The following is a 21,982-nucleotide window of genomic DNA, read 5'->3' as shown; positions in this document are numbered from 1 at the left end:
AATTCATGCAATCTTCCATACTCATCATAGACGATGAAATTAAAATTAGGAGCCTGCTTGCTCGGATTATTGAGCTAGAAGGTTTTGTGGTTTATCAAGCCGAAAATGCCAAAGAAGGATTAAAAATTGTAAACAGCGAGGATATTGCTGTTGTAATAAGCGATGTAAAACTGCCTGATGCTAATGGGGTTGAGTTGGTAAAGCAAATCAAGGCTCTAAAATCATATATCGAAATAATAAATTTGACTGCTTATGGTACCATAGCAGATGGTGTTTTAGCCATTAAAAATGGAGCATTTGATTATTTAACCAAAGGTGATGATAACGATAAAATTATCCCACTGGTTTATAAAGCCATTGCCAAAGCACAATTGCAACAAAGAGTTTTTGAGTTAGAAAACAAGATTGCTGTTAAATACAGTTTTAAAACAATTTTAGGTCATTCTAAACCTATAAAAGAGGCTGTCGCCCTAGCAGAAAAAGTTGCAGTTACAGATACAACCGTTTCATTGTTGGGCGAAACCGGAACTGGAAAAGAAGTTTTTGCACAAGCCATCCATTACGAAAGCCCCAGAAAAAACAAACCTTTTGTAGCATTAAATTGCAGTGGCTTTAGTCCAGAATTGTTAGAAAGCGAGTTATTTGGTTACAAAGCTGGTGCTTTTACAGGAGCAAATAAAGACAAAAAAGGATTATTAGAAGAAGCCAATGGCGGCACACTCTTTTTAGATGAGATAGGAGAGATGAACCTAGATTTACAGGCCAAATTGTTAAGGGTTTTAGAAAATCAATCGTTTATTAAAGTGGGTTCTACTACTACAAGTCAGGTTAATGTGCGAATTTTGGCGGCTACCAATCGAGATTTAAAAGCGCAAGCAGAAGCTGGGCATTTCCGTTTAGATTTATATTACCGTTTATCGGTTTTTACCATCAATTTGCCAGCTTTAAGAGAACGCAAAGCGGATATTAGCTTGTTGGCAGATTTTTATTTGAGGGAATTTGCAAAAAAAGTAAATCGCCCTGCGCTAAAAATAGACGAAGAATTATTAGCCGTTTTAGAAAAACACAGTTGGAAAGGAAACGTTCGTGAGCTTAAAAATGTAATTGAAAGGTTAGTGATTTTGGCAGATGGAGATGTTTTAATGGCTAATCAATTACCAATAGAGTTCTTTATTGATGCGCCAATTACAAATGCTTTCGATTTGCAAACTATAGAAAAACAACATATTCAAAAGGTTTTAGCACACACCAAAGGCAACAAAACAGAAACTGCTCGATTGTTAAATATTGGCTTGACAACGCTTTATAGGAAAATTGAAGAGTACCAGATTGGGGAGGTTTAATAAATCTAGTCGTAAATCTAGTCTTAGCGTCTCGCTAAGACAAATGGATGAACTTAGGAAACTGAACTTTGGTCTTAGCGAGACGCTAAGACCAGTGATTTTAACTATTTCAAGCATTTAAATTAATATATTGAAATTTTTTTTGTTAAATTTGGTATATGAACATTCAATATTTATCAAACGAGAACGGATTAGTTACTGCTGTTCAACTTCCAATAGAAGAATGGGAGAAGATAAAAAGTATATATCCTAATGTAGATAGTGTCGATTTTTCCTTGCCTGAATGGCATAAAGAAATTCTAGATAGCAGACTACAAGCTATTGAGGATAACCCAGAGAGGGTAAAACCAATATCCGAATTGATGAGTGAACTTGATAAATAAGTATGGGTTACAACTTACATTATTTTGATGAAGTAAAGTTTGAAATACAAGAGGCAAAAAATTGGTATAAAGGCAAAAAAATAGGATTAGAAAAACGCTTTGCTCAAGAAGTTAAAAGAGCATTGGTTAGAGTTCAAAATAATCCTAAAGGTTATGAGATAAAATATAAAAAAATAAGATCAGCTTTTACTGATGTTTTTCCTTACGCTATCCATTTTTTTATCGATGATGAATATAAGAGGATAGTTATTGTTGCTATTCTGCATCAAAATCGTAATCCCAAACTACATCAAAACAGATAAATCACAAATGCTTGTCTTAGCATCTCGCCAAGGCTTATAAATTTTGGACTTAGGTATTAGCGAGACGCTAAGACCTGTGTGGGCACTATCACTTTTTATCGCATTACGATACCCAATCGAGTTGGGTATGACGAACAAATTACCATTTTGATAAAAACCCTTCCATTTTGGAAGGGTTTTTTTATGCTTAAAATTCACAGTATTATCTTAACTATTTGTAATTCAATATTATATATAGAAGTAGGTACTTTTGGTTTAACAATTGGTATAGGGCTCGAAATTAAAATCACTATGTACACAATTGTCTTATTGCTCACCCTCATCATCTTTTGTTGGATCATTTACAAATCCATCGATTGGTTCGAAAACATTTAAATTATGTTAGCATTATTTATCGTCTCCATTGCCGTATTCCTTTATATGGTTTACGTGCTTATCAAACCAGAAAAATTTTAAAACCAATTGTCGTCTTAAAAGCATCGAAATTATCCTTCGACTACGCTCAGGATGACAATTAACCGAAAAAAAATGAACACAGAATATCTCGGCATCATTGCCACATTCATCTTAACACTTGTAATTGCTATTCCGCTAGGAAAGTATTTAGCCAAGGTATTTGCAGGAGAAAAAGTCTGGACAGACTTCCTTAAACCGCTAGAAAGTGGAATTTATAAACTTTCAGGCATCAATCCAAAAGAGCAAATGGATTGGAAACAACACTTAAAAGTTTTATTGCTCATCAACACTGTTTGGTTGGTTTATGGCTTTTTTGTTTTGTTATATCAAGACAAATTACCACTTAATCCAGATGGTAACCCAGGGATGACACACGATTTGGCATTTAACACTATCATCAGCTTTGTAGCAAATTGTAATTTGCAGCATTATTCTGGCGAAAGCGGTGTGAGTTATTTGAGCCAACAATACGTTTTAATGTTCTTGCAATTTGTAAGTGCTGCAACTGGAATTGCTGCTGCTGTTGTGCTATTTAAAGCTTTTAGAGATAAAACTACCACAACTTTAGGTAATTTTTACGAGTTTTTTGTGAAAGCAATTACTCGTTTGTTATTACCACTATCTATTGTTGTTGCTTTGCTTTTAACATTTAATGGCACACCGGCAAGTTACGAGGGCAAAGATCAGTTCATTTCTATGCAGGGCGATACTGTGAATGTTTCTCGAGGACCAGCTGCGCAAATGATTGCCATTAAACATTTGGGTACAAACGGTGGTGGTTACTTTGGCGTAAACTCTGCGCATCCATTAGAAAACCCAAGTTACTTTACCAATATGGTAGAGATGATTGCGCAAACGATTATCCCAATTGCAATGGTTATTTGTTTTGGTTATTTCATTCGCAGAAGGAAATTAGGATGGATGATTTTCGGTGTAATGACCATCGGAATGTTGTTATTAATGATACCTAGTTTAACATCAGAATTGGGTGGTAATCCTGCGCTTGCAAAATTAGGAATTACACAAAAAACTGGCGCAATGGAAGGCAAAGAAGTTAGGTTTGGCCCAGCTGCAACAGCTTATTGGAGCACTTTAACCACCATCATTTCTACTGGTTCTGTAAACGGGATGCACGACAGTACAATGCCTTTAACAGGTTTATGGCAATTATTAGGAATGATGATTAACGGCCTTTACGGTGGTTGTGGCGTCGGAATTTTAAACTATTTCATTTATCTCATCATCGCTGTATTTATTTCGGGCTTAATGGTTGGCCGTACACCAGAATTTTTAGGGCACAAGGTGGAAGCTAGAGAGATTAAAATTGCAGCGATTATTACTTTGCTCAGTCCATTTTTAATATTGGCTGGCACAGCTTTGGCATCTTATATTTTTACCAATAATGGCGATGCGGCCTGGGCAATTCAGCCTAAAAACTGGCTCAACAATCCACAATTTCACGGTTTTTCAGAAATGTTGTACGAGGTAACCTCATCAAATGCAAACAATGGCTCTGGCTTTGAAGGTTTGGGAGATAACAATATGTTCTGGAACCTTTTAACAGGAGTTATCATCTTACTGGGTAGATTTTTACCAATTATTGGGCCGTTGGCAATTGCAGGTTTATTAGCAAAGAAGAAATTCATTCCAGAAAGTGCAGGTACATTAAAAACAGATACCAAAACATTTGCGCTAATGACTTTCGCGGTAATCCTAATCTTAAATGCACTTTCTTATTTCCCTGCTTTGGCATTGGGGCCAATTGCAGAATACTTTACGATGCTAAAATAAAATATGTCCCACTGAGCTTGTCGAAGTGCTTTCGATAATCCCTGCCTGTCGGGCAGGCAGGATTCGACAGGCTCAGGCTGACAAACACTAAAAAATTAATCCTTGTAATCATTCATCTTGGAGATCCTTCTCCGCCGCGGCGGATCTGGATGACAAAACATAAAATCATATTATGAAATCAACAAAATTATTTGAGCCCGCACTTGTGCAAACAGCGCTCAAACAATCCTTCATCAAACTTAACCCAAGGGTGATGATTAAAAACCCAGTAATGTTTACCGTAGAGATTGGAACATTGGTTATGGCTTACGTAACCGTTTACTCTATCTTCAACACCAGAGAGGGTTCGCCAGTATATAATTTCTTCATCTTTTTGGTGTTATTGCTAACCGTTTTGTTTGCCAATTTTGCAGAGGCAATTGCCGAAGCAAGAGGAAAGGCACAAGCAGACAGTTTACGTAAAACGAGAGAAGAAACGCCTGCTAAAGTTGTTTTAGTAAATGGAAGTTACGAAATCCGTTCATCAAATACATTAAAAAAAGGAGATGTTTTTATCTGCGAAACTGGAGATATCATTCCTACAGATGGAGAAATTATTGAAGGTATTGCAACAATTGACGAGTCTGCAATTACGGGAGAGTCTGCACCTGTAATTAGAGAAAGTGGTGGCGATAAATCATCTGTAACGGGAGGAACAAAAGTGTTATCTGATGAGATAAAAGTTAAAGTAACTACCGAAGCCGGTGAGAGTTTTTTAGATAAAATGATTGCTTTAGTTGAGGGTGCTTCTCGTCAGAAAACACCGAATGAAATTGCTTTAACCATACTATTGGCAAGTTTTACCTTGGTTTTTATCATCGTTTGTATTACTTTAAAACCATTTGCAGCTTATGCCAATACACCAATAACCATTGCAGCTTTAATTTCACTGTTTGTATGTTTAATTCCGACAACCATAGGCGGTTTACTTTCTGCCATCGGCATTGCCGGAATGGATAGAGCGTTAAGAGCAAATGTAATTACCAAATCTGGTAAAACGGTAGAAACTGCTGGCGATATTGATGTTTTGCTATTAGATAAAACGGGAACAATTACCATCGGTAACCGCAAAGCGACAAATTTTTACCCTACTGCAGGTGTTGATGAAAAAACATTTATTGATGCTTGCGTATTGAGTTCGTTGGCAGATGAAACCCCAGAGGGAAAATCTATTATTGAACTGAGCCTCACCCCAACCCTCTCCAGAGGAGAGGGAGACAGGGCGGAAATAGAAAATTTGATAGCAAACTTTAAAGCCCTCCCTTCTGGGGAGGGTTTGCCTGCCGGCCGGACAGGCGGGGGTGGGGCTTTTATCAAATTCACAGCAGAAACTCGTTCGAGCGGATTAGACACCGTTGATGGTAGAAGAATTAGAAAAGGTGCTTTTGATTCCATCAGAAATATCGTTCAAAAAGCTGGCAATGTTTTTCCTCTTGATATTGAAGAGAAAGTAAAATACATCGCTTCTAATGGCGGAACACCATTGGTAGTTTCGGAAAATGAAAAAGCATTGGGTGTAATTGAATTGCAGGATATTATTAAACCAGGCATTAGCGAACGTTTTGAGCGTTTACGTAAAATGGGTGTAAAAACGGTAATGGTAACAGGCGATAATCCTTTAACAGCCAAATATATCGCAGAAAAAGCTGGTGTAGATGATTTTATCGCGGAAGCAAAACCTGAAGATAAAATGAACTACATTAAAGACGAACAGGCTTTAGGTAAGCTAGTTGCAATGATGGGCGATGGAACAAATGATGCACCTGCATTGGCTCAAGCAGATGTTGGCGTTGCAATGAACAGCGGAACGCAAGCTGCAAAAGAAGCTGGCAATATGGTCGATTTAGATAACGACCCAACCAAATTAATTGAGATTGTAGAGATAGGAAAACAGCTTTTAATTACCAGAGGAACGTTAACCACTTTTTCAATCGCTAATGATGTGGCCAAATATTTTGCTATTGTTCCTGCTTTGTTTATTGCCTCAATTCCTGCTTTGCAAAGCCTAAATATTATGGGTCTGCATACACCAGAAAGCGCAATTATGTCGGCAGTAATTTTTAATGCGATTATTATTCCAATCTTAATTCCATTGGCACTTAAAGGCGTGGCTTACAAACCAATTGGAGCAACGGCTTTGTTAAGAAGAAACCTACTTATTTACGGAATTGGTGGAGTTGTAGCTCCATTTATTGGTATTAAACTTATTGATTTAGTGGTGGGGTTATTTGTGTAGGATTAAAAAGCTTTGACAACTTTATTACCAAAAAGCAAATAAAGTTGTCAAAGCTAATCAATAATAAAAAATCAGTGTAATCGCTAAAATCGGTGTAATCATCCGCGAAGCGAGAAAATAAAATTAACATTCATCTTCGAGATCCTTCTCCGCCTCGGCGGATCTGGATGACAAAACTTAAAAAAAAATGAAAAAATATATCATTCAATCAGTTCGCTTAACAGTAGTATTATTAGTGTTGTTGTGCGTAGTTTATCCAATCAGCATTGCCTTAGCAGGAAAATTTAGCAAAGGCAATGGTGGTGGGGAGAAAATCACTAAAAATGGAAAAGTTATCGGTTATGCCTTAATAGGTCAATCGTTTACTAAACCACAATATTTTTGGGGCAGACCATCGGCAGTAAATTACAATGCAGCAGGTTCTGGCGGTTCAAATAAAGGACCATCAAATCCGGATTATTTAAAAGAAGTTTCCAATAGAATTGATACGCTATTGAAATACAACCCAAGCATTAAAAAAAGCGATATCCCTGCAGATATGGTTACCGCATCTGGTAGCGGATTAGACCCAAATATTTCTGAACAAGGAGCTATTATTCAAATTAAAAGAATTGCTGCTTATCGTAAAATAGACGAAAGAAAGGTAGCAGAATTAGTGGTAGCCAATACACAAAAACCATTTTTAGGTTTTTTTGGACCAACAACTGTAAATGTGTTAAAGTTGAATTTTGCTTTGGAAGAGTTTGGTAGTAGGAAATAGAAAAAGGTGGAAATAGGAAATAGAATTAGTAGGAAATAGGGAATAGACCAAGTGCGATAGTATAGTCCTTATGCATCCTGTCAATTCCCCATTTCCCATTCTCTATTCCCTGTTTCTTAAATTAACCATAATAGCTATGCATCCAGCTAATTTCCCAATTCTTATTCTCTATTTTCCCAAATAAATCTATTTCCCAAAAAAATAAAAAAATGAAAAAACTTATCACAATAATTATAGCCTCATTAATAGGCATTAGCGTACAAGCTCAAGAAGCATCAAAAATTAAAGTATCAGGATATTTAGAAACTTATTATGGTTACGATTTTAATAAACCTGTGGATAATAATAGACCATCATTTGTTTATTCGCATAACAGACACAATGAAGTAAACCTAAATTTGGGTTTTATTAAAGCGAATTACGACAGCGAAATGGTTAGGGCAAATATCGCCTTAATGGCAGGAACTTATGCCAATGTAAATCTTTCGGCTGAGCCTGGTGTGCTAAAAAACATTTACGAAGCCAATGCAGGTTTAAAATTAAGTAAAACTGAAAACCTTTGGCTTGATGCAGGAATTTTCTCATCGCACATTGGTTTTGAAAGTGCCATCAGTAAAGATTGTTGGGTATTGACCAGAAATATCTCCTCAGAAAATACACCTTATTATGAAGCTGGGGCAAAATTAACTTATGGCACAGCCGATGGCAAATTAACAGCCACAGTTTTATACCTAAACGGCTGGCAAAAAATTAAGCGATTGGATGGAAATAGCAAACCAGCAGGTGGATTGCAATTAACTTATAAACCTACATCACAACTTACCTTAAATTACAGCAACTATTTAGGTAAAGAAGGATTAAATGCGGTTGCCGTAACTAGAATTTATCATAATTTTTATGCAATTGCACAACTTACAGATCAATTTGGTTTAACTGGCGGATTTGATTACGCAACGCAACAAAAAGTAAAAGGTCAGTCGGCAAAAAGCGAAGTATTGTCTCCAGTTTTAATAGCGCAATATAAGATTGATCCAAAATGGGCAATTGCTGGCAGGACCGAATATTACAAAGACAAAGATGGAGTTTTCATCGCCACTGGCACACCAAACGGTTTTAAAACAATGGGGTACTCTTTAAACTTAGATTATGCGCCCATCAGCAATGCGGTAGTTAGGTTGGAAGGCAAAGTTTACGATAGCAAAGACAAAGTTTTTGTAAGAGATTTAAGTAATGTAAACCATAATGCAAGTGTAACGGCGAGTATAGCGGTTTCATTTTAAATTGATAGTCCGGAAGTCGGGAGGTCGGAAAGTCTGAAAGATTATGAATGTAAAAATAAAATGTTTCAAAATTAAACACCCCGCCCGTTGGGCACCCCTCTAAAAGAGGGGAATTAAGGTCGCAATTCCCCTCCATTGGAGGGGTGGCCGCCGCGGCGGACGGGGTGGTTCCTAAAATCAATTTAAAATATGCAAGACGTTCGTGATTTTCTAGATTTAGTTAAAAAAAACCGCAGGGGTAAGTTAAAAATTTACATCGGTATGAGTGCTGGTGTGGGTAAAACTTACCGGATGTTGCAAGAAGCGCATTCTCTTTTACGCAACAACGTTGATGTTAGAATTGGCTATATCGAAACGCATTTCAGAAAAGAAACCCACGAATTATTAGCTGGCATTCCGGTTATTGCTAGGAAGAAAATCTTTTATAAAGCCAAAGAGTTAGAAGAAATGGATGTGCATGGAATTATCAATGCGCATCCAGAAATTGTGATTGTAGATGAATTGGCTCATACCAATGTAGAAGGCAGCAAAAATGCAAAGCGATGGCAAGATGTTTTAGATATTTTAGAAGCTGGTATCAGTGTAATTTCGGCGGTAAATATTCAGCATTTAGAAAGTATTAATGAAGAGGTAGAGCAAATTACGGGCATCCCGATTACGGAAAGAATTCCTGATAAGATTTTAGAAATTGCTGATGAAATTGTAAACATAGATTTAACCGCTGATGAATTATTGAACCGATTAAAAGAAGGAAAAATTTATCAAGCCAATAAAATTGAGCAAGCTTTGAATAACTTTTTTAAAGCCGAAAAGATATTGCAATTGAGGGAGTTGGCTCTAAAAGAAGTTGCCCATCAGGTAGAGCGGAAAGTAAATATTGAGGTGCCTAAACAGGTTAAATTAAGGCAAGAACGATTTCTGGCGTGTATCTCTTCAAATCAGGAAACAGCAAAAGTTGTAATTAGAAAAACGGCTCGTTTGGCTTCTTACTATCACTCGCCTTGGTTGGTTTTGTATGTACAAAGTAATAATGAAACCGCTGATAAAATTAAGTTAGACAAACAACGATATTTACTTAATAATTTAAAGTTAGCAACAGAATTAGGGGCGGAAGTCATCAGAATTAAAAGCAATGAGATTACAAAAACAATTATCAATTTAGCAATGGAAAAAGAGGTGACTACCATTTGTATTGGCAAACCGCATTTCAATCTTTTTCAATTGATTTTGAGTACAAGTGTATTTAATCAGCTGCTAAAAGCGATGGCAAAAACAGAAACAGATTTAGTTATTTTGTCTTGATAAAAAATGAGTTTAATCAGTCTAAAATTTAAACACCCCGGTTTGCAACCACCCTCAGATTTTTCATCGGAGGGAATGTAAAACGCAATTCCCCTCCTTTGGAGGGGTGCCCAAAGGGCGGGGTGGTTAATATTTAAAACAACTATTATAGTAAAATGAACATTAAAACAAAACTCAGACTTGGTTTCGGCTTTTTATTCTTGGTGGTAATTAGTTTCGGAGGTATTTCTCTATATCATATCAACCAAATTTCAGAACGTTCTAAGGTTATCTTAAAGGATAATTATAAATCGTTAATTTATGTAAATGAGATGCTAACTGCATTGGATAATGAAAATGGGAACATCAACTTAAAAAACGTTTCGGCGTTTGATAAAGCTTTAAAATTAGAAGAAAACAACATCACCGAAAACGGAGAAAAAAATGCTGTTATCGCATTGCGAAAAGCATTTGTAAGTATTGCCAATCCTAATAATGCTATTGAGGCAAAAAATAATGCAATGGCTCAAATTCGGTTGCAATTGCGCAATATTGACGAACTGAATATGAATGCCATCGTTAAAAAAAATGATGAGGCACAAAAAGCTACGCAAAAAGCAACTATTTACTTAAGCGTAACTGCATCAATAACTTTCATCATTCTATTTAGTTTTATTGTAAACTTTCCTGGGTTTATTGCTAATCCGTTACGAGAATTATTAGCAGGAATTAAGGAAATAAGTCGTAAAAATTACAGACAGAAGCTTGATTTTAAAGGTAGTGATGAATTTAGCGAATTGGCTTTGGCTTTTAATAAAATGGCAATCGAGTTAAAAAACTGGGACAATAGCAATGTTGCACAGCTCATTTCAGAAAAACAGCGAATAGAAACCATAATTGAGCAAATGCAAGATGCAATTATTGGACTAAACGAAAAGCAAGAAATCCTATTTTTAAATAAGGTTGCAAGTGAGTTATTAAACTTAAACTCGGCCTATGTAATTGGTAAAAATGCTGTAGAATTGGCTCAAAAAAATGAATTATTTAAAAGATTGTTGACAGAGAAAATAGGCGATGAACCAGTTAAAATTTATGCCAATGAAAAGGAATCTTATTTCATATTAGAAAACAGAGAAATTGTTATTCCAAATCTGGATGACCCGAATGAGCAAACTTTAATAACCGCTGGCAAATCTGCAGGTAAAGTTTACATCCTTAAAAATGTAACTAAATTTAAGGAGTTAGATGAAGCTAAAACAAATTTTATTGCTACGGTTTCTCACGAGTTAAAAACGCCATTATCATCCATAAAAATGAGTTTAAAATTGCTAAATGATGAACGAGTTGGTGTAATGAATGAGGAACAAAATCAATTGGTAAACCACATTAAAGAAGATAGCGAAAGGTTATTAAAAATTACCAGCGAGTTGTTGGATTTAGCGCAGGTAGAAACTGGAAACTTGCAGTTGAATTTAGTAAAAACTAATCCTGTAGAAATTGTAAATTTTGCTTTGGCTGCAGTGCAATTTCAAGCCGAGCAAAAGGGTATAGATTTAGTGTTTAACAGTACAAATAACCTGCCTTTTGTAAATGCCGATGTTCAAAAAACAGCTTGGGTAATGGTTAATTTTTTATCAAATGCGTTAAGGTACAGCTCAGCTAAATCTAAAATTATCATTGATGTTTTTGAGCAAGATAAATTCATCACATTCTCTGTAAAAGATTTCGGCAAAGGAATTGAAGAACAGTACCAAAAACGATTATTCGACCGCTATTATCAAGTACCAACAGACGGGCAAAACAAATCTGGATCTGGTTTGGGTTTAGCTATTTCTAAAGACTTTATTGAAGCAGAAAATGGCAATATTTGGGTAGAAAGTTCGGTTGGTGAGGGAAGTAAGTTTAGTTTTCAATTACCTGTTGCATAGGTAAAATGGAGTTGAAGCAAAATTTGAAATTCAACAAGCGTTATAGTTAATTCCCAGTTTTCTCAAACAACAGAAAATGTTGCAATGGTAAAAATGTGCCGTTTTTAACCAACTTAAAACCATTTGCAGCGAGTTCCTTTTTCGTTTGTTTTACGCTCATTTTGTGTTCAGGTTTAATGGCTACCATCGGATCTTCTTCCTTGTACTCTAGCAACAGTAATTGTCCATTGGGTTTAAGTGCCTTGCTCAAGGCTGCTAAATAAGCTGCAGGGTGTTGTAGTTCGTGGTAAACATCTACCATAAATGCCAAATCGATAGAGTTGGCGGGTAAATTGGGTGTCTTTTCAGTACCTTTAATTACTTCCACGTTGGTAAGTCGGTCATCAAGTGCCTTTTTTTTGAGGTAGGCAATGGCATCATCCTGAATCTCTATCGCATAAACTTTGCCCTTTGGAATGCGCTGGGCAACTCGAAAAGTGTAAAATCCAGAGCCTGCACCTACATCGGCCACTACACTATTGTTTTTGAGCGGTAGGGAAGCCAAGGCTAGTGTCGTATTTTCTTCCTGTGTTCGGCTGTTGCGTTCCAACCAATCTACACCCTCAAAACTCATTACATGTGCAATCTCTCTGCCCATGTAAATCTTACCAGTGCCATTTGCAGATGGCTTTTTGAAAGTATAAGGTGATTGATCTTGAGCACAGGCAGTTTGCAGCAATATCAAAAAGCAAAAGGATAGGAGATATGGTATTTTCATAAAAATTTGATTTATGGTTTGATTTCCTTTGCTTGCTTTTCCTGTTCTTTGGCTCTTTTTTTAAAAAATCCCCTCAATAAAAAATTGCTTTGCAGGGCTTCCAAATTTTCATCCAGCTTTTTACTTCCAGTTTCTAAGTTGCTCACAATTGCCTTAATTTGTTCAGCAGTTTTGGCATCATTCAACAATAAACCTGCTGCATTATCACTCGATTTTAATTTTGCTGATGCTGAGTTCAGGTTCGCAGCAAGTTCTTGTGCAGATTGTGCTGATTTTTGCAGTGATTGTGCAGATTGCTGGAATTTCGTAAAAACAGCTGTATCGGTTAGTAATTTATTCATCAACCCATCTTTTGTATTTAATGTACCTGCAAATTTGCTCATTTCATCCGCAGTGCGACTTGTTGCTACAGCTGTTTTATTTAAATTTGCCACCATTGCCTTAAAATCATTTGCAATTTGTTGGTCGGTAAGCAATGCACCTGCAGCTCCTTTTCCTTCTACCAAATTTCTGGCAAGTAATTTAAAATCACTAGTAATTTCTACTAAGTTTTTATTATTTACCTGCAGGGTTTTCATCATATCATCAGTAGAAATAGAAGCGTCCACTTTCAATTGGTCTCCATCTTCTACAAATGGTAATTTTGGATTTCCGCCTGTTATTACCACAATCTTATTACCAATTAATCCATCGGCACTAATGCTTGCTCCTGCATCTTTGTGTATATATTGATGCACATCTTCCTCAATACTCATTAATATTTTAACCTGAGAAGTGCCAAAAAATTCAATCTTTTTAATAGTTCCTATTTTCACACCAGAAAACCAAACATTATTGCCTTTTTTCAATCCTTGGATATCATCAAATATTACACTAAGTGTAAAACTTTTTACAAATGTTTTTTTCTGCGAGCCCAGCGTAAAAATTCCAAGAATAAAAATAAGAAGGCCAAGGGCGATGAAAATCCCTACTGTTATTTTTCTACGGTTGTCTGTTAATGCCATGTTTTATTGGATAAAATTATAATCATAAAATGGTTGGGCTGCTAGGTCTCCAGAATTAAAAACATCTTCAAAAGCACCCTGTCTTTCAAAACGCTCATCAGCCAGCATGGCGATTCTATTTCCTACTTCTTTGGCGCAGGTTAAATCGTGTGTAATAATGATGGCGCTGGTATGAAAACGTTCCTGAACATCGTTAATCAAAGTATTAATTTCTATGCAGGTTACCGGATCTAACCCAGCGGTAGGCTCGTCGTAAAGCATAATCTCTGGTTGTAAAATAAGTGTTCTGGCAATGCCAATTCTTTTACGCTGCCCACCAGAAAGTTCTGAAGGCATTTGATTTAGTGTTTTGAGTAATCCCACTGCATCTAACATTTCGTCAACACGTTTTGCGGTTTCGGCTTTGGTAAGCAATCGCTGATTTCGAACCAATGGAAACTCTAAATTTTGCTTTACAGTCATGCTATCATATAATGCGCTGTTTTGAAATGAAAAGCCAACACGTAAACGCAAAGCTAAAAGTTCTTTGTAGCTAATTTGGTCTACAGTTTGCCCCAAAACGTTAACAATTCCACTATCTGGCATTAGCAAACCCACAATAATTTTAATAAGTACCGATTTACCTGTACCAGATTTCCCTAGTATAACTAGGTTTTCACCTTTCATTACATTTAAATTCGCAGCAGATAATACATTAAGCTTTCCAAAAGATTTGTATAGATCCTTTATCTCTATTACCTTTTCGCCATTTAAATCGGTTAGTTTTTTTTGTACCATAAATACCTAGTTTAAAAAGAGGCTAAAAAATTGAACACAGATTACTTCCTCCACAAAAATTAAAAACATGGCAATAACCACCGAGGCATTTGCGGCTTTACCAACTCCTTCGGTACCTTTAGTTGAGTTATATCCCTGAAAACAACCAACAATACCGATTGTAAAACCGAATAAAATAGCTTTAATGGTAGATGCGGTAATATCTAAAAAAGTAATACTTTCTAATGAACTTTGAAAAAAAGCACTGGCACTTGTTCCTTCGTTCATTGAAACGTTGAGAAGCGAACCCAACATACCAATCATTGCAGTATAAAATGTTAAAATAGGTAAGGTGATGGTTGCTGCAAGTACCCTTGTTACCACTAAATATTTAAAAGGATTGGTTGCCGAAACTTCCATCGCATCAATTTGTTCGGTAACTTTCATCGAGCCAAGTTCGGCTCCAATGCTCGATCCAACTTTGCCAGCCGCTATTAAACCGGTTAATAAAGGCGCCAAGGTTCTAATGAGTGCGATGCCAACCAAAGAAGGTAGCCATGAAGTAGCGCCAAACTCTGATAAGGAAGGTCTGGATTGTTTTGTAAAAACTAAACCTGTAATAAAACCAGTTGTAGAAATGAGCAAAGCTGATCGATAACCTATTTCATAACACTGTCTCATCAACTCTTTTAGTTCGTATGGAGGGAGAAAAGCTTCCTTAAAAAACCTAACGATGAAACGATAGACCTCATAAATGGTTAAAAACATCGTAGCAAATTTTCCTGGTGGCTGAATAGTAGCTTCCTTTATTTCTACTTCGTGATCATTTGATTTTGTTTGCATCTAATATCTTGCTGTAAAATATATTAACCTATAGGTGATTTTTCATTTTTTAAGTCCATCTACATTAAATACGGTGATAGTAATGCTAAATAGTTTTAATAGTTTCTCTGTTTTTAGCCAATTAAACTGCTGTTGTTTATTTATAAAATATTGGTTTTCAGAATAATGATAAGCTTTAGCTTACAGACAATCGACTACTAAGTTTTGTTTTGGAAATATGGATAAACAAATAAAAATTTAAAGTTGTAAATAGCACTTTTTACATCTATCTAGCTATCATTATTAATTCACAGTTAAATAACTATTTGAATGAAACTATATACCTAGCTATATAAAAATTAGCACTTTGAAATTTGCACAACACAAAATAGTGTAAACGATATGTGAGTTTAATGGCAAACTGTTACTTGGTTAAGCAGAAAGGGTTTGGGTATAAGAAGCATTATTAATGAATTAAATATGATTGTTTATAATTGAAATGTATATTTGAATTTCGCAAAACGATGACGAGCATTACTATACGAGAATTTTACAAAGAAATATTCAAAGAAACCTGTTCTGATTTAGAACACTTTCTAGCCGAAAATTTAAATAAAGATATTGGTCACTTTAATGTTTTTAATATTAAAGACATGTACAAGTCTAGTGCAGGTAAGCCTGATATGCCCTATAACAGAAGGACTTACTATAAAGTGAGTTTAATTAACGGAGAAAATCTAGTGGAATATGCAGGTAAAACTGTAAAAATAGATACATACGGCTTGTTGTTTGCAACGCCAAAAATACCCTATCGATATACGCCAAATACAGCTACAGACCAGTCTGGTCATTTTTGTGTTTTTACTAAAGATTTTGCACCTATTTCTAAGATAGGTTTGGATATTGATTTACTTCCTGTTTTTTCTAATCAAAGCGATTTTGTATTTCAAATTTCTGGAGAACAATATAAAGCTGTTGAACAAATTTTTGACAAAATACATTTAGAGATGGCTTCTAGTTATCAATATAAGTATGAACTGCTTCGCAACTATTTAATGGAATTAATTCATTATGGTCAAAAACTTAAACCTATTGCCCCGCAAAATAATGTTAAAACAGCCACTACAAGAATAGCATCTTTATTTATTGAATTGCTAGAAAGACAGTTTCCAATTGAAAATATAGCGCAGGTTTTGCAGCTAAAAACACCAAAACAATATGCCGATGCTTTGAACGTTCATGTTAATCATTTAAATAAGGTACTTAAAGAAACCATAGGTAAAACAACTGGAGATATTATTGGAAGTAGGATTAATCAAGAAGCCAAAATTTTACTTCAGCAAACCAATTGGAATGTTTCTGAAATTGCCTATAGTTTAGGCTTTGAGGAAGTTGCCCATTTTTCTAACTTCTTTAAAAAGAACAACAGTGTATCACCTTTGGTATACAGAACGTAATTATTTGATTTTTGCAAATATTAATTTGAAACATGCAAACTTTTCATTTGGTTTATACGCAATTTTGGGGTGTAAATTAAATATACAAAACATGTTTCAAAATTTAAATAAAATAGCCTTAGTTACTGGCGGAAGCCGTGGGTTAGGGAAAGATGCTGCTTTACAATTAGCTGCAAAAGGTTTTGATGTAATTATCACTTATCAAACAAAAATTACCGACTCAACAGAAGTAGTGGAGCAAATTAGTTCATTAGGAAAAAAAGCTGCTGCTCTACAACTTGATCTTTCAAGTTCGGCTAGCTTTACTGAATTTCAAAATCAACTGTCAGCTTTGCTAACCAATAATTTTAATGGCAGAAAGTTAGATGCATTAGTAAATAATGCCGGAGTTGGCCTAAACATGCCATTTGAAAGTACAACCGAGGATGCGATAGATGCCATGATGAATATTCATTTTAAAGGCCCTTATTTACTCACCCAAAAGCTACTTCCACTTTTAAATGATGGAAGTAGTATAGTGAATACCTCGTCTGGTTTGGCACGTTTTTCATTCGCTGGATACTCTGCTTATGGACCAATGAAAGCAGCTGTTGATTCATTGTCGAGATATCAAGCGGTGGAATTAGGATCAAGAAAAATTAGAGTTAATTCTGTGGCGCCTGGCGCCATAGCTACCGATTTTGGTGGTGGTTTTGTTAGGGATAATACCGAGTTTAATCAGGTTTTGGCTAGTCAAACAGCATTAGGTAGAGTAGGTTTACCAGACGATATAGGTTCTGTTGTTGCATTTTTATGTTCGGATGAATCGAAATGGATTAATGCGCAACGAATTGAAGTTTCTGGTGGATTTAACGTTTAGCTAAACAAGCCTTCTGATAAAGCCTACTTAATTTATTTTAGGTAGGCTTTTATGTTTTTATAGATCCACATTGTGGAAACAAAATATGATGTTGATAATAAAATTTGACCTTAAATTAAAATTATGTAACCTTCGTGCAATAAAATATATAAATGGAAGATTTAAATGCACTAAGCCAAGTTTCAGAATTTCATAAAACCTTTAAACATCCAATTTTAGAGAAGGCAACCATACCAGCTAAAGAAAGAAGCCAATTAAGGGTTGATTTAATTGCGGAAGAGCTAAAAGAGCTACAAGAAGCAATTAATGATAATAACATGGTAGAAATTGCAGATGCATTATGCGATTTGCAATATGTATTGGCAGGTGCAGTTTTAGAATTTGGCTTAGGAGATAAGTTTAAAAATTTATTTGATGAAGTTCATCGTTCTAACATGAGCAAAGCCTGCAAAACTATTGAAGAGGCGAATGAAACAATTGCGCATTATAAAAATACGGCAAGTGTTGAAGCGTACCATAAAGAAATTGATGGCTTGTTTTTAGTGTACAGAACTAATGATCATAAAACATTAAAATCAATTAATTATTCGCCCGCAAATTTAGGTAGTTTATTAAAACAATAATGTTATTTTAGCGCTTATTACAAGAAAAAAAAATATGGTTATTGTTAATAGTTACGCAGAGTTTGAAGCTTACTTAGGTAAGGAAATTGGTTTGTCGCATTGGCATACCATCAATCAAGAACAAATTAATAAGTTTGCAGATGCCACTTTAGATCATCAGTGGATACACACAGATAAAGAAAAGGCTGAAAAAGAAGGACCTTTTAAAGCTACTATTGCACATGGCTATTTAACTTTATCTTTAATCCCATATTTATGGAAGCAAATTGCTGACATTAGAAATATTAAAATGGAGATTAACTATGGTATCGAAAATTTTAAATTTGGGCAGGCTGTAATAGTTGATAGTGAAGTTCAGTTAAAAGCCAAACTCAAATCTATCGTTAATTTAAGAGGCATTACCAAAGTTATTATTGAAGCAACCTTAAGCATAAAAGACCAAGCTAAACCAGCTTATACTGGCGATGTAATGTTTTTATATCATTTTAATTAGAATACAAAGGCTATTGAATTACTTCAGTAGCCTTTACATTTTTAAACACATTGCCATTTAACTTATTGTTAAATGGTGCAACGTTTTGCATAACGGGTGATGGATACCGCTTGGTGTCGAATTTGCCAGTCCAATCTTCATTTTTATTATCACCTACTAAAATTCCATTTTGGGCATTGGTTATTTTATTGTTTGATATTATACAATCACTTGCCGCCACATAAAAGCCAGTTTCATTTTTACCCTTTGTCATTCCGTACATTAACCTAATGGCTGTTTTTATGTTTTTAATTTTGTTATTACTGATGATATGGCCAGTTCCATTAATTCTGATTCCTCCAGTACCGCTGTTAAAAATGTTTCCTTTAATAATGCAATCATGTCCTCCACGCATAACCAACTCACCATCACATTCTGTAAAATAATTGCTTAAATAAGTGTTTTTACTGCTTTTATTACTGATAATTTCATTTTCACCATCGCAGTTGTAAAATTTGTTATGACTAACTAATGTGTTTGCTTCCATATTGCCTAACAAAATGGGGTCTTGACCTATTTGTACACATTCGCCACCATTTCCATTTTGCCACGTAACCTTTGGTTTGTTTTTAAAAATATTATAGGAGATAGTAGAAAACTGAGGGGCACTTTCTTTTGTTATTTTAACCTGTATGTCTTGCACATCGATGTTTTGTTCAAATAAACATTGATCAACTTTGTTTTTAAAACCATTACCAGCTATAATTACCAAAGGCGAATACTGAATTTTTGAATTGTTTTGTTTAAAAACACATTTTGTAATTATGCAGTTTTTGGTGTTGCTCATTTCTATTAACACAGCGGTTTTTCCTTCTTTTTTTGTTAAAATACATTGGTTAAATACTAAGCCACTTAAGGTAATGTAATGACCAGTAATTTTAAAAATAGTTCGATGAGTTTCGCCATAAAAAATAACCGAACCTACATTTTCTGCCTTAAATACAATTGGTTTTGCTTTAGTGCCATTGCATGTAATTTCTACCGCCCAATTAATATATTTTCCATTAGCGATAATTACTTCATCGCCAGGTAATAAATTTGGCATTAAGTTTTTTAGTTCATCTGCAGAATTAACCTTGTATTTAGCGGCACTAGCGAGTTGATAGCTGTTGATGAGCAGGAAGAAAATGAATAGTTTTTTCACAATTGATAATGATATTAAACAATAGGGTAAGGTATTTAATTTTTTGTTAATATATTTAATCAATAATAAGAAGCTGTTTAAAAATGATAGGTTCAATTTACACTTGTAAACACTTACCGCGGCTTGGTGCCTTGGTTACTGTTTTCAAGAACCAAACAATTTATTCGTGCTAAATTTAAACAGTTTTAAACCAAATCATTTTTAACATCAGGTATGAGCCATATTTTAAATATAGTAACTGATTATAATTTACAAATTAGTTAATATGTTAAGAAAAGTTATAAACCGTTTAGTTTACTTTTTTATTTTTTTTAGTGCTCATCAGGTTATAGCACAGCAAGTTGTTAATATAGATACCAATACAAAAGAACATATTTTTGTAAATAAAGAGATCGTTTGTTTAGAAGATATAAATCGAAATTTAACGATTGAAGAGGTTAAAAGTGCGGCTTATCAGGATAAGTTTATTGCCAATAAAGATTTTTATCCTAAAAACTATAACCGTAAGGCTGCTTATTGGTATCGGATAAAAGTTAGGTTTAATGAAAAATTGGGTCACTCTGCTATTATCGAGTTCTTCGATCAGATTACTGATCATGTGGAGGCGTATTTGCCTGACGAAAATGGTAATTATGTTAAAAGTAAGGCTGGTGCCGATTTAAGCTTTAGAGAGCGCTCATTTCATCATAAAAACTTCCAATTTTTAATTAATACCGATAAAAAAGGAGAGTATTTTTATTACTTCAGGGTAGAATCTAAAGATCAGGTAAACGTTATTATTGTTTTTAGAACAGTAGAAAGGTTTATCGGTTATGCGTTATCAGAATACATCATGTTTGGTTTTTTCTATGGCATGATTGTAATTTTTAGTTTCCATAATTTATTGATGTTCTTAGCAGTGCGAAGACGGCAATATCTGTTCTACATTTTATATGTTTTAAGTGTTGGAATGTTCGAAATGTCGACCGATGGAATTGCTTTTCAATATCTATGGCCAAACCAACCTGTTTGGAACGAGTATGCGTATGGGGTTTCGCTTTTTTTCTTAAGCACTTTTGGCTTAATTTTTACCAAAGAACTTTTGCATGTTAAAATAAAGGCTCCAAAAATTAATACGGTTATCAACCTTCTAATTATAATCAGGTTAATCTATTTTTTAGTTTGTCTTTTCTATAACACCGATTGGTTCAAGTACAAATTTTTAGAGTTTATTCCATTATCGCTTTGCTTTTTTACTGGTATTTACATCTGGTGGAAAAAACAATATGGCCCCGCTAGGTTTTTTGTTTTGGGCTACTTTTTTCTGTCGCTCGGCTTTATCATCAAAATTGTACACATTTTAGGCTGGTCTAGGTTATTTATAGGCAATGTTGTTGGTTACTACAGTTTAAGCTTTGGCTTTTTACTAGAGATGGTTTTTTTATCTTTTGCCATTGGCGATCAGGTAAGGATTTTAAGGCGTAAAAAAGAAAATGCTCGCAAACAAATCATCAAACAAATGCAGGTTAATGCAGAATTGAAAGATAACATTAATAAGGAATTAGAAGATAAAGTAGTAGTGCGAACAAAGGAGGTGCAACAAAAATCGGCCGAGTTGCAGCAGAAAAATATTACTATCGAACATCAAAACGAAGAACTTTTATCAAAAAATACTTTGTTAGAGCATCAAGCTGAAGAGATTTCTAGGATGAATATTTTGCTGGAAAAAGATAACATCAATCTAAAAACAAATATAGAAAAGGTAAGAGAAGCACGTGTAAATGCAACAGAGGTTGATTTTGAAGAGTTTAGTTTAAAATATCCAGATAAAGATTCGTGTTATAAATTTTTAGCTGATATGAAATGGGAGAATGGTTATGCCTGTATCAAATGCAGCAATACGAGCTATTGCAACGGTAAAGTTCCATTTAATCGCAGGTGCACCAAATGTGCTTATGAAGAATCAGTTTTACACGATACCATTTTTGAAAACAATCGTATTCCAATTAACAAGGCCTTTTATTTGGTTTATTTAATGTACAACCATAAAGGTGCCATATCTTCTCATAAGCTTTCAGAAAGGATTGGAATAAGACAAAGTACCTGTTGGACCTACGCTTCGAAGGTTAAAAAAGTAATGGAAGATCGCAAAAAAGACATTAAAGGCAGCGGTAAATCTGGTTGGAGCAAGCTCATCATTAATAAATAACTGCTGCAAAAGAACTAAAATCAATGTTTAAGCCTTCAGTT

The 21,982-nt window shown here is 34.9% G+C and carries 20 protein-coding genes; 15 read left to right on the top strand and 5 right to left on the bottom strand.

Annotated features, from left to right (window positions below; genetic code table 11):
• Nucleotides 1–5: 5 nt before the first annotated feature.
• The 10 genes from FA045_RS03370 to FA045_RS03325 all read left to right on the top strand — a co-directional run bounded on the left by FA045_RS03370 (nt 6) and on the right by FA045_RS03325 (nt 11,799).
• A complete protein-coding gene (locus tag FA045_RS03370; protein WP_136874483.1) occupies nt 6–1,343 on the top strand; it encodes a sigma-54-dependent transcriptional regulator in 1,338 nt (445 codons plus the stop codon).
• Between the two features lie 158 nt (nt 1,344–1,501).
• Nucleotides 1,502–1,726, top strand: coding sequence for an addiction module protein (locus FA045_RS03365; RefSeq protein WP_136874481.1), 225 nt, complete (start codon nt 1,502–1,504; stop codon nt 1,724–1,726).
• 2 nt (nt 1,727–1,728) lie between these two features.
• Entirely contained in the window at nt 1,729–2,028 is a 300-nt protein-coding gene (locus FA045_RS03360) for a type II toxin-antitoxin system RelE/ParE family toxin (protein WP_136874479.1), read from the top strand.
• Between the two features lie 378 nt (nt 2,029–2,406).
• Nucleotides 2,407–2,484 (top strand): potassium-transporting ATPase subunit F, encoded by a 78-nt coding sequence (locus FA045_RS19185; RefSeq protein ID WP_136875278.1) that lies wholly within the window; start codon nt 2,407–2,409, stop codon nt 2,482–2,484.
• 72 nt (nt 2,485–2,556) lie between these two features.
• Nucleotides 2,557–4,275, top strand: a complete 1,719-nt coding sequence (kdpA, locus tag FA045_RS03350; RefSeq protein ID WP_136874477.1) for a potassium-transporting ATPase subunit KdpA — start codon at nt 2,557–2,559, stop codon at nt 4,273–4,275.
• 172 nt (nt 4,276–4,447) lie between these two features.
• Nucleotides 4,448–6,550 carry a potassium-transporting ATPase subunit KdpB gene (gene kdpB, locus FA045_RS03345; protein ID WP_136874475.1) on the top strand — a complete coding sequence of 701 codons (2,103 nt, stop codon included), beginning with the start codon at nt 4,448–4,450 and terminating at the stop codon, nt 6,548–6,550.
• A gap of 187 nt (nt 6,551–6,737) precedes the next feature.
• Nucleotides 6,738–7,310 (top strand): K(+)-transporting ATPase subunit C, encoded by a 573-nt coding sequence (locus tag FA045_RS03340; RefSeq protein ID WP_136874473.1) that lies wholly within the window; start codon nt 6,738–6,740, stop codon nt 7,308–7,310.
• 209 nt (nt 7,311–7,519) lie between these two features.
• Nucleotides 7,520–8,590 carry a porin gene (locus tag FA045_RS03335; protein ID WP_136874471.1) on the top strand — a complete coding sequence of 357 codons (1,071 nt, stop codon included), beginning with the start codon at nt 7,520–7,522 and terminating at the stop codon, nt 8,588–8,590.
• A gap of 189 nt (nt 8,591–8,779) precedes the next feature.
• Nucleotides 8,780–9,892 carry a sensor protein KdpD gene (locus FA045_RS03330; RefSeq protein ID WP_136874469.1) on the top strand — a complete coding sequence of 371 codons (1,113 nt, stop codon included), beginning with the start codon at nt 8,780–8,782 and terminating at the stop codon, nt 9,890–9,892.
• 155 nt (nt 9,893–10,047) lie between these two features.
• A complete protein-coding gene (locus FA045_RS03325) occupies nt 10,048–11,799 on the top strand; it encodes a HAMP domain-containing sensor histidine kinase (RefSeq protein WP_136874467.1) in 1,752 nt (583 codons plus the stop codon).
• Between the two features lie 46 nt (nt 11,800–11,845).
• On the opposite strand, the gene FA045_RS03320 is transcribed toward FA045_RS03325, so the two are convergent.
• Genes FA045_RS03320 through FA045_RS03305 form a run of 4 tightly spaced genes read right to left on the bottom strand, consistent with a single transcriptional unit; the run spans nt 11,846 to nt 15,084 of the window.
• The gene (locus tag FA045_RS03320; RefSeq protein WP_136874465.1) at nt 11,846–12,556 is read right to left on the bottom strand and encodes a class I SAM-dependent methyltransferase; all 711 of its coding nucleotides are present in this window, start codon (nt 12,554–12,556) and stop codon (nt 11,846–11,848) included.
• An 11-nt stretch (nt 12,557–12,567) separates the two neighbouring features.
• Nucleotides 12,568–13,560 carry an MlaD family protein gene (locus FA045_RS03315; RefSeq protein ID WP_136874463.1) on the bottom strand — a complete coding sequence of 331 codons (993 nt, stop codon included), beginning with the start codon at nt 13,558–13,560 and terminating at the stop codon, nt 12,568–12,570.
• 3 nt (nt 13,561–13,563) lie between these two features.
• Nucleotides 13,564–14,337: an ABC transporter ATP-binding protein gene (locus FA045_RS03310; protein ID WP_136874461.1), complete on the bottom strand. Its 774-nt coding sequence runs from the start codon at nt 14,335–14,337 to the stop codon at nt 13,564–13,566.
• Nucleotides 14,338–14,343: 6 nt separating this feature from the next.
• Nucleotides 14,344–15,084 carry an MlaE family ABC transporter permease gene (locus FA045_RS03305; RefSeq protein ID WP_136875276.1) on the bottom strand — a complete coding sequence of 247 codons (741 nt, stop codon included), beginning with the start codon at nt 15,082–15,084 and terminating at the stop codon, nt 14,344–14,346.
• Between the two features lie 578 nt (nt 15,085–15,662).
• On the opposite strand from FA045_RS03305, the gene FA045_RS03300 reads away from it, so the two are divergent.
• The 4 genes from FA045_RS03300 (at nt 15,663) to FA045_RS03285 (ending at nt 18,570) form a co-directional block, all read left to right on the top strand.
• The gene (locus FA045_RS03300) at nt 15,663–16,595 is read left to right on the top strand and encodes a helix-turn-helix domain-containing protein (RefSeq protein WP_136874459.1); all 933 of its coding nucleotides are present in this window, start codon (nt 15,663–15,665) and stop codon (nt 16,593–16,595) included.
• Between the two features lie 91 nt (nt 16,596–16,686).
• Nucleotides 16,687–17,454, top strand: a complete 768-nt coding sequence (locus tag FA045_RS03295; protein WP_136874457.1) for an SDR family NAD(P)-dependent oxidoreductase — start codon at nt 16,687–16,689, stop codon at nt 17,452–17,454.
• 152 nt (nt 17,455–17,606) lie between these two features.
• Nucleotides 17,607–18,077, top strand: coding sequence for a pyrophosphohydrolase domain-containing protein (locus FA045_RS03290; RefSeq protein ID WP_136874455.1), 471 nt, complete (start codon nt 17,607–17,609; stop codon nt 18,075–18,077).
• Between the two features lie 34 nt (nt 18,078–18,111).
• On the top strand, nt 18,112–18,570 hold the full coding sequence (locus tag FA045_RS03285; RefSeq protein WP_136874452.1) for a MaoC family dehydratase: 459 nt from the start codon (nt 18,112–18,114) through the stop codon (nt 18,568–18,570).
• 10 nt (nt 18,571–18,580) lie between these two features.
• Here FA045_RS03285 and FA045_RS03280 read toward each other — a convergent pair whose 3' ends face one another.
• Complete coding sequence (locus FA045_RS03280; protein WP_136874450.1) at nt 18,581–19,753, bottom strand: chondroitinase-B domain-containing protein; 1,173 nt, start codon at nt 19,751–19,753, stop codon at nt 18,581–18,583.
• A 265-nt stretch (nt 19,754–20,018) separates the two neighbouring features.
• On the opposite strand from FA045_RS03280, the gene FA045_RS03275 reads away from it, so the two are divergent.
• Nucleotides 20,019–21,941 (top strand): 7TM diverse intracellular signaling domain-containing protein, encoded by a 1,923-nt coding sequence (locus FA045_RS03275; protein ID WP_136874448.1) that lies wholly within the window; start codon nt 20,019–20,021, stop codon nt 21,939–21,941.
• The last annotated feature ends 41 nt before the right edge of the window (nt 21,942–21,982 follow it).

The sequence above is a fragment of the Pedobacter cryotolerans genome (assembly GCF_005116475.1).
GTDB lineage: Bacteria > Bacteroidota > Bacteroidia > Sphingobacteriales > Sphingobacteriaceae > Pedobacter > Pedobacter cryotolerans.
This window is presented reverse-complemented; position numbering and strand designations above follow the sequence as displayed.

Bases quoted from the DNA above. Each gene is read 5' to 3' on its own strand.
- FA045_RS03340 (WP_136874473.1), top strand. From the start codon at position 6,738: ATGAAAAAATATATCATTCAATCAGTTCGCTTAACAGTAGTATTATTA.
- FA045_RS03360 (WP_136874479.1), top strand. From the start codon at position 1,729: ATGGGTTACAACTTACATTATTTTGATGAAGTAAAGTTTGAAATACAA.
- kdpB (WP_136874475.1), top strand. From the start codon at position 4,448: ATGAAATCAACAAAATTATTTGAGCCCGCACTTGTGCAAACAGCGCTC.
- FA045_RS03275 (WP_136874448.1), top strand. From the start codon at position 20,019: ATGTTAAGAAAAGTTATAAACCGTTTAGTTTACTTTTTTATTTTTTTT.
- FA045_RS03365 (WP_136874481.1), top strand. From the start codon at position 1,502: ATGAACATTCAATATTTATCAAACGAGAACGGATTAGTTACTGCTGTT.
- FA045_RS03295 (WP_136874457.1), top strand. From the start codon at position 16,687: ATGTTTCAAAATTTAAATAAAATAGCCTTAGTTACTGGCGGAAGCCGT.
- FA045_RS03315 (WP_136874463.1), bottom strand. From the start codon at position 13,560: ATGGCATTAACAGACAACCGTAGAAAAATAACAGTAGGGATTTTCATC.
- FA045_RS03285 (WP_136874452.1), top strand. From the start codon at position 18,112: ATGGTTATTGTTAATAGTTACGCAGAGTTTGAAGCTTACTTAGGTAAG.
- FA045_RS03330 (WP_136874469.1), top strand. From the start codon at position 8,780: ATGCAAGACGTTCGTGATTTTCTAGATTTAGTTAAAAAAAACCGCAGG.
- FA045_RS03370 (WP_136874483.1), top strand. From the start codon at position 6: ATGCAATCTTCCATACTCATCATAGACGATGAAATTAAAATTAGGAGC.
- kdpA (WP_136874477.1), top strand. From the start codon at position 2,557: ATGAACACAGAATATCTCGGCATCATTGCCACATTCATCTTAACACTT.
- FA045_RS03290 (WP_136874455.1), top strand. From the start codon at position 17,607: ATGGAAGATTTAAATGCACTAAGCCAAGTTTCAGAATTTCATAAAACC.
- FA045_RS03335 (WP_136874471.1), top strand. From the start codon at position 7,520: ATGAAAAAACTTATCACAATAATTATAGCCTCATTAATAGGCATTAGC.
- FA045_RS03305 (WP_136875276.1), bottom strand. From the start codon at position 15,084: ATGTTTTTAACCATTTATGAGGTCTATCGTTTCATCGTTAGGTTTTTT.
- FA045_RS19185 (WP_136875278.1), top strand. From the start codon at position 2,407: ATGTTAGCATTATTTATCGTCTCCATTGCCGTATTCCTTTATATGGTT.
- FA045_RS03300 (WP_136874459.1), top strand. From the start codon at position 15,663: ATGACGAGCATTACTATACGAGAATTTTACAAAGAAATATTCAAAGAA.
- FA045_RS03310 (WP_136874461.1), bottom strand. From the start codon at position 14,337: ATGGTACAAAAAAAACTAACCGATTTAAATGGCGAAAAGGTAATAGAG.
- FA045_RS03325 (WP_136874467.1), top strand. From the start codon at position 10,048: ATGAACATTAAAACAAAACTCAGACTTGGTTTCGGCTTTTTATTCTTG.
- FA045_RS03320 (WP_136874465.1), bottom strand. From the start codon at position 12,556: ATGAAAATACCATATCTCCTATCCTTTTGCTTTTTGATATTGCTGCAA.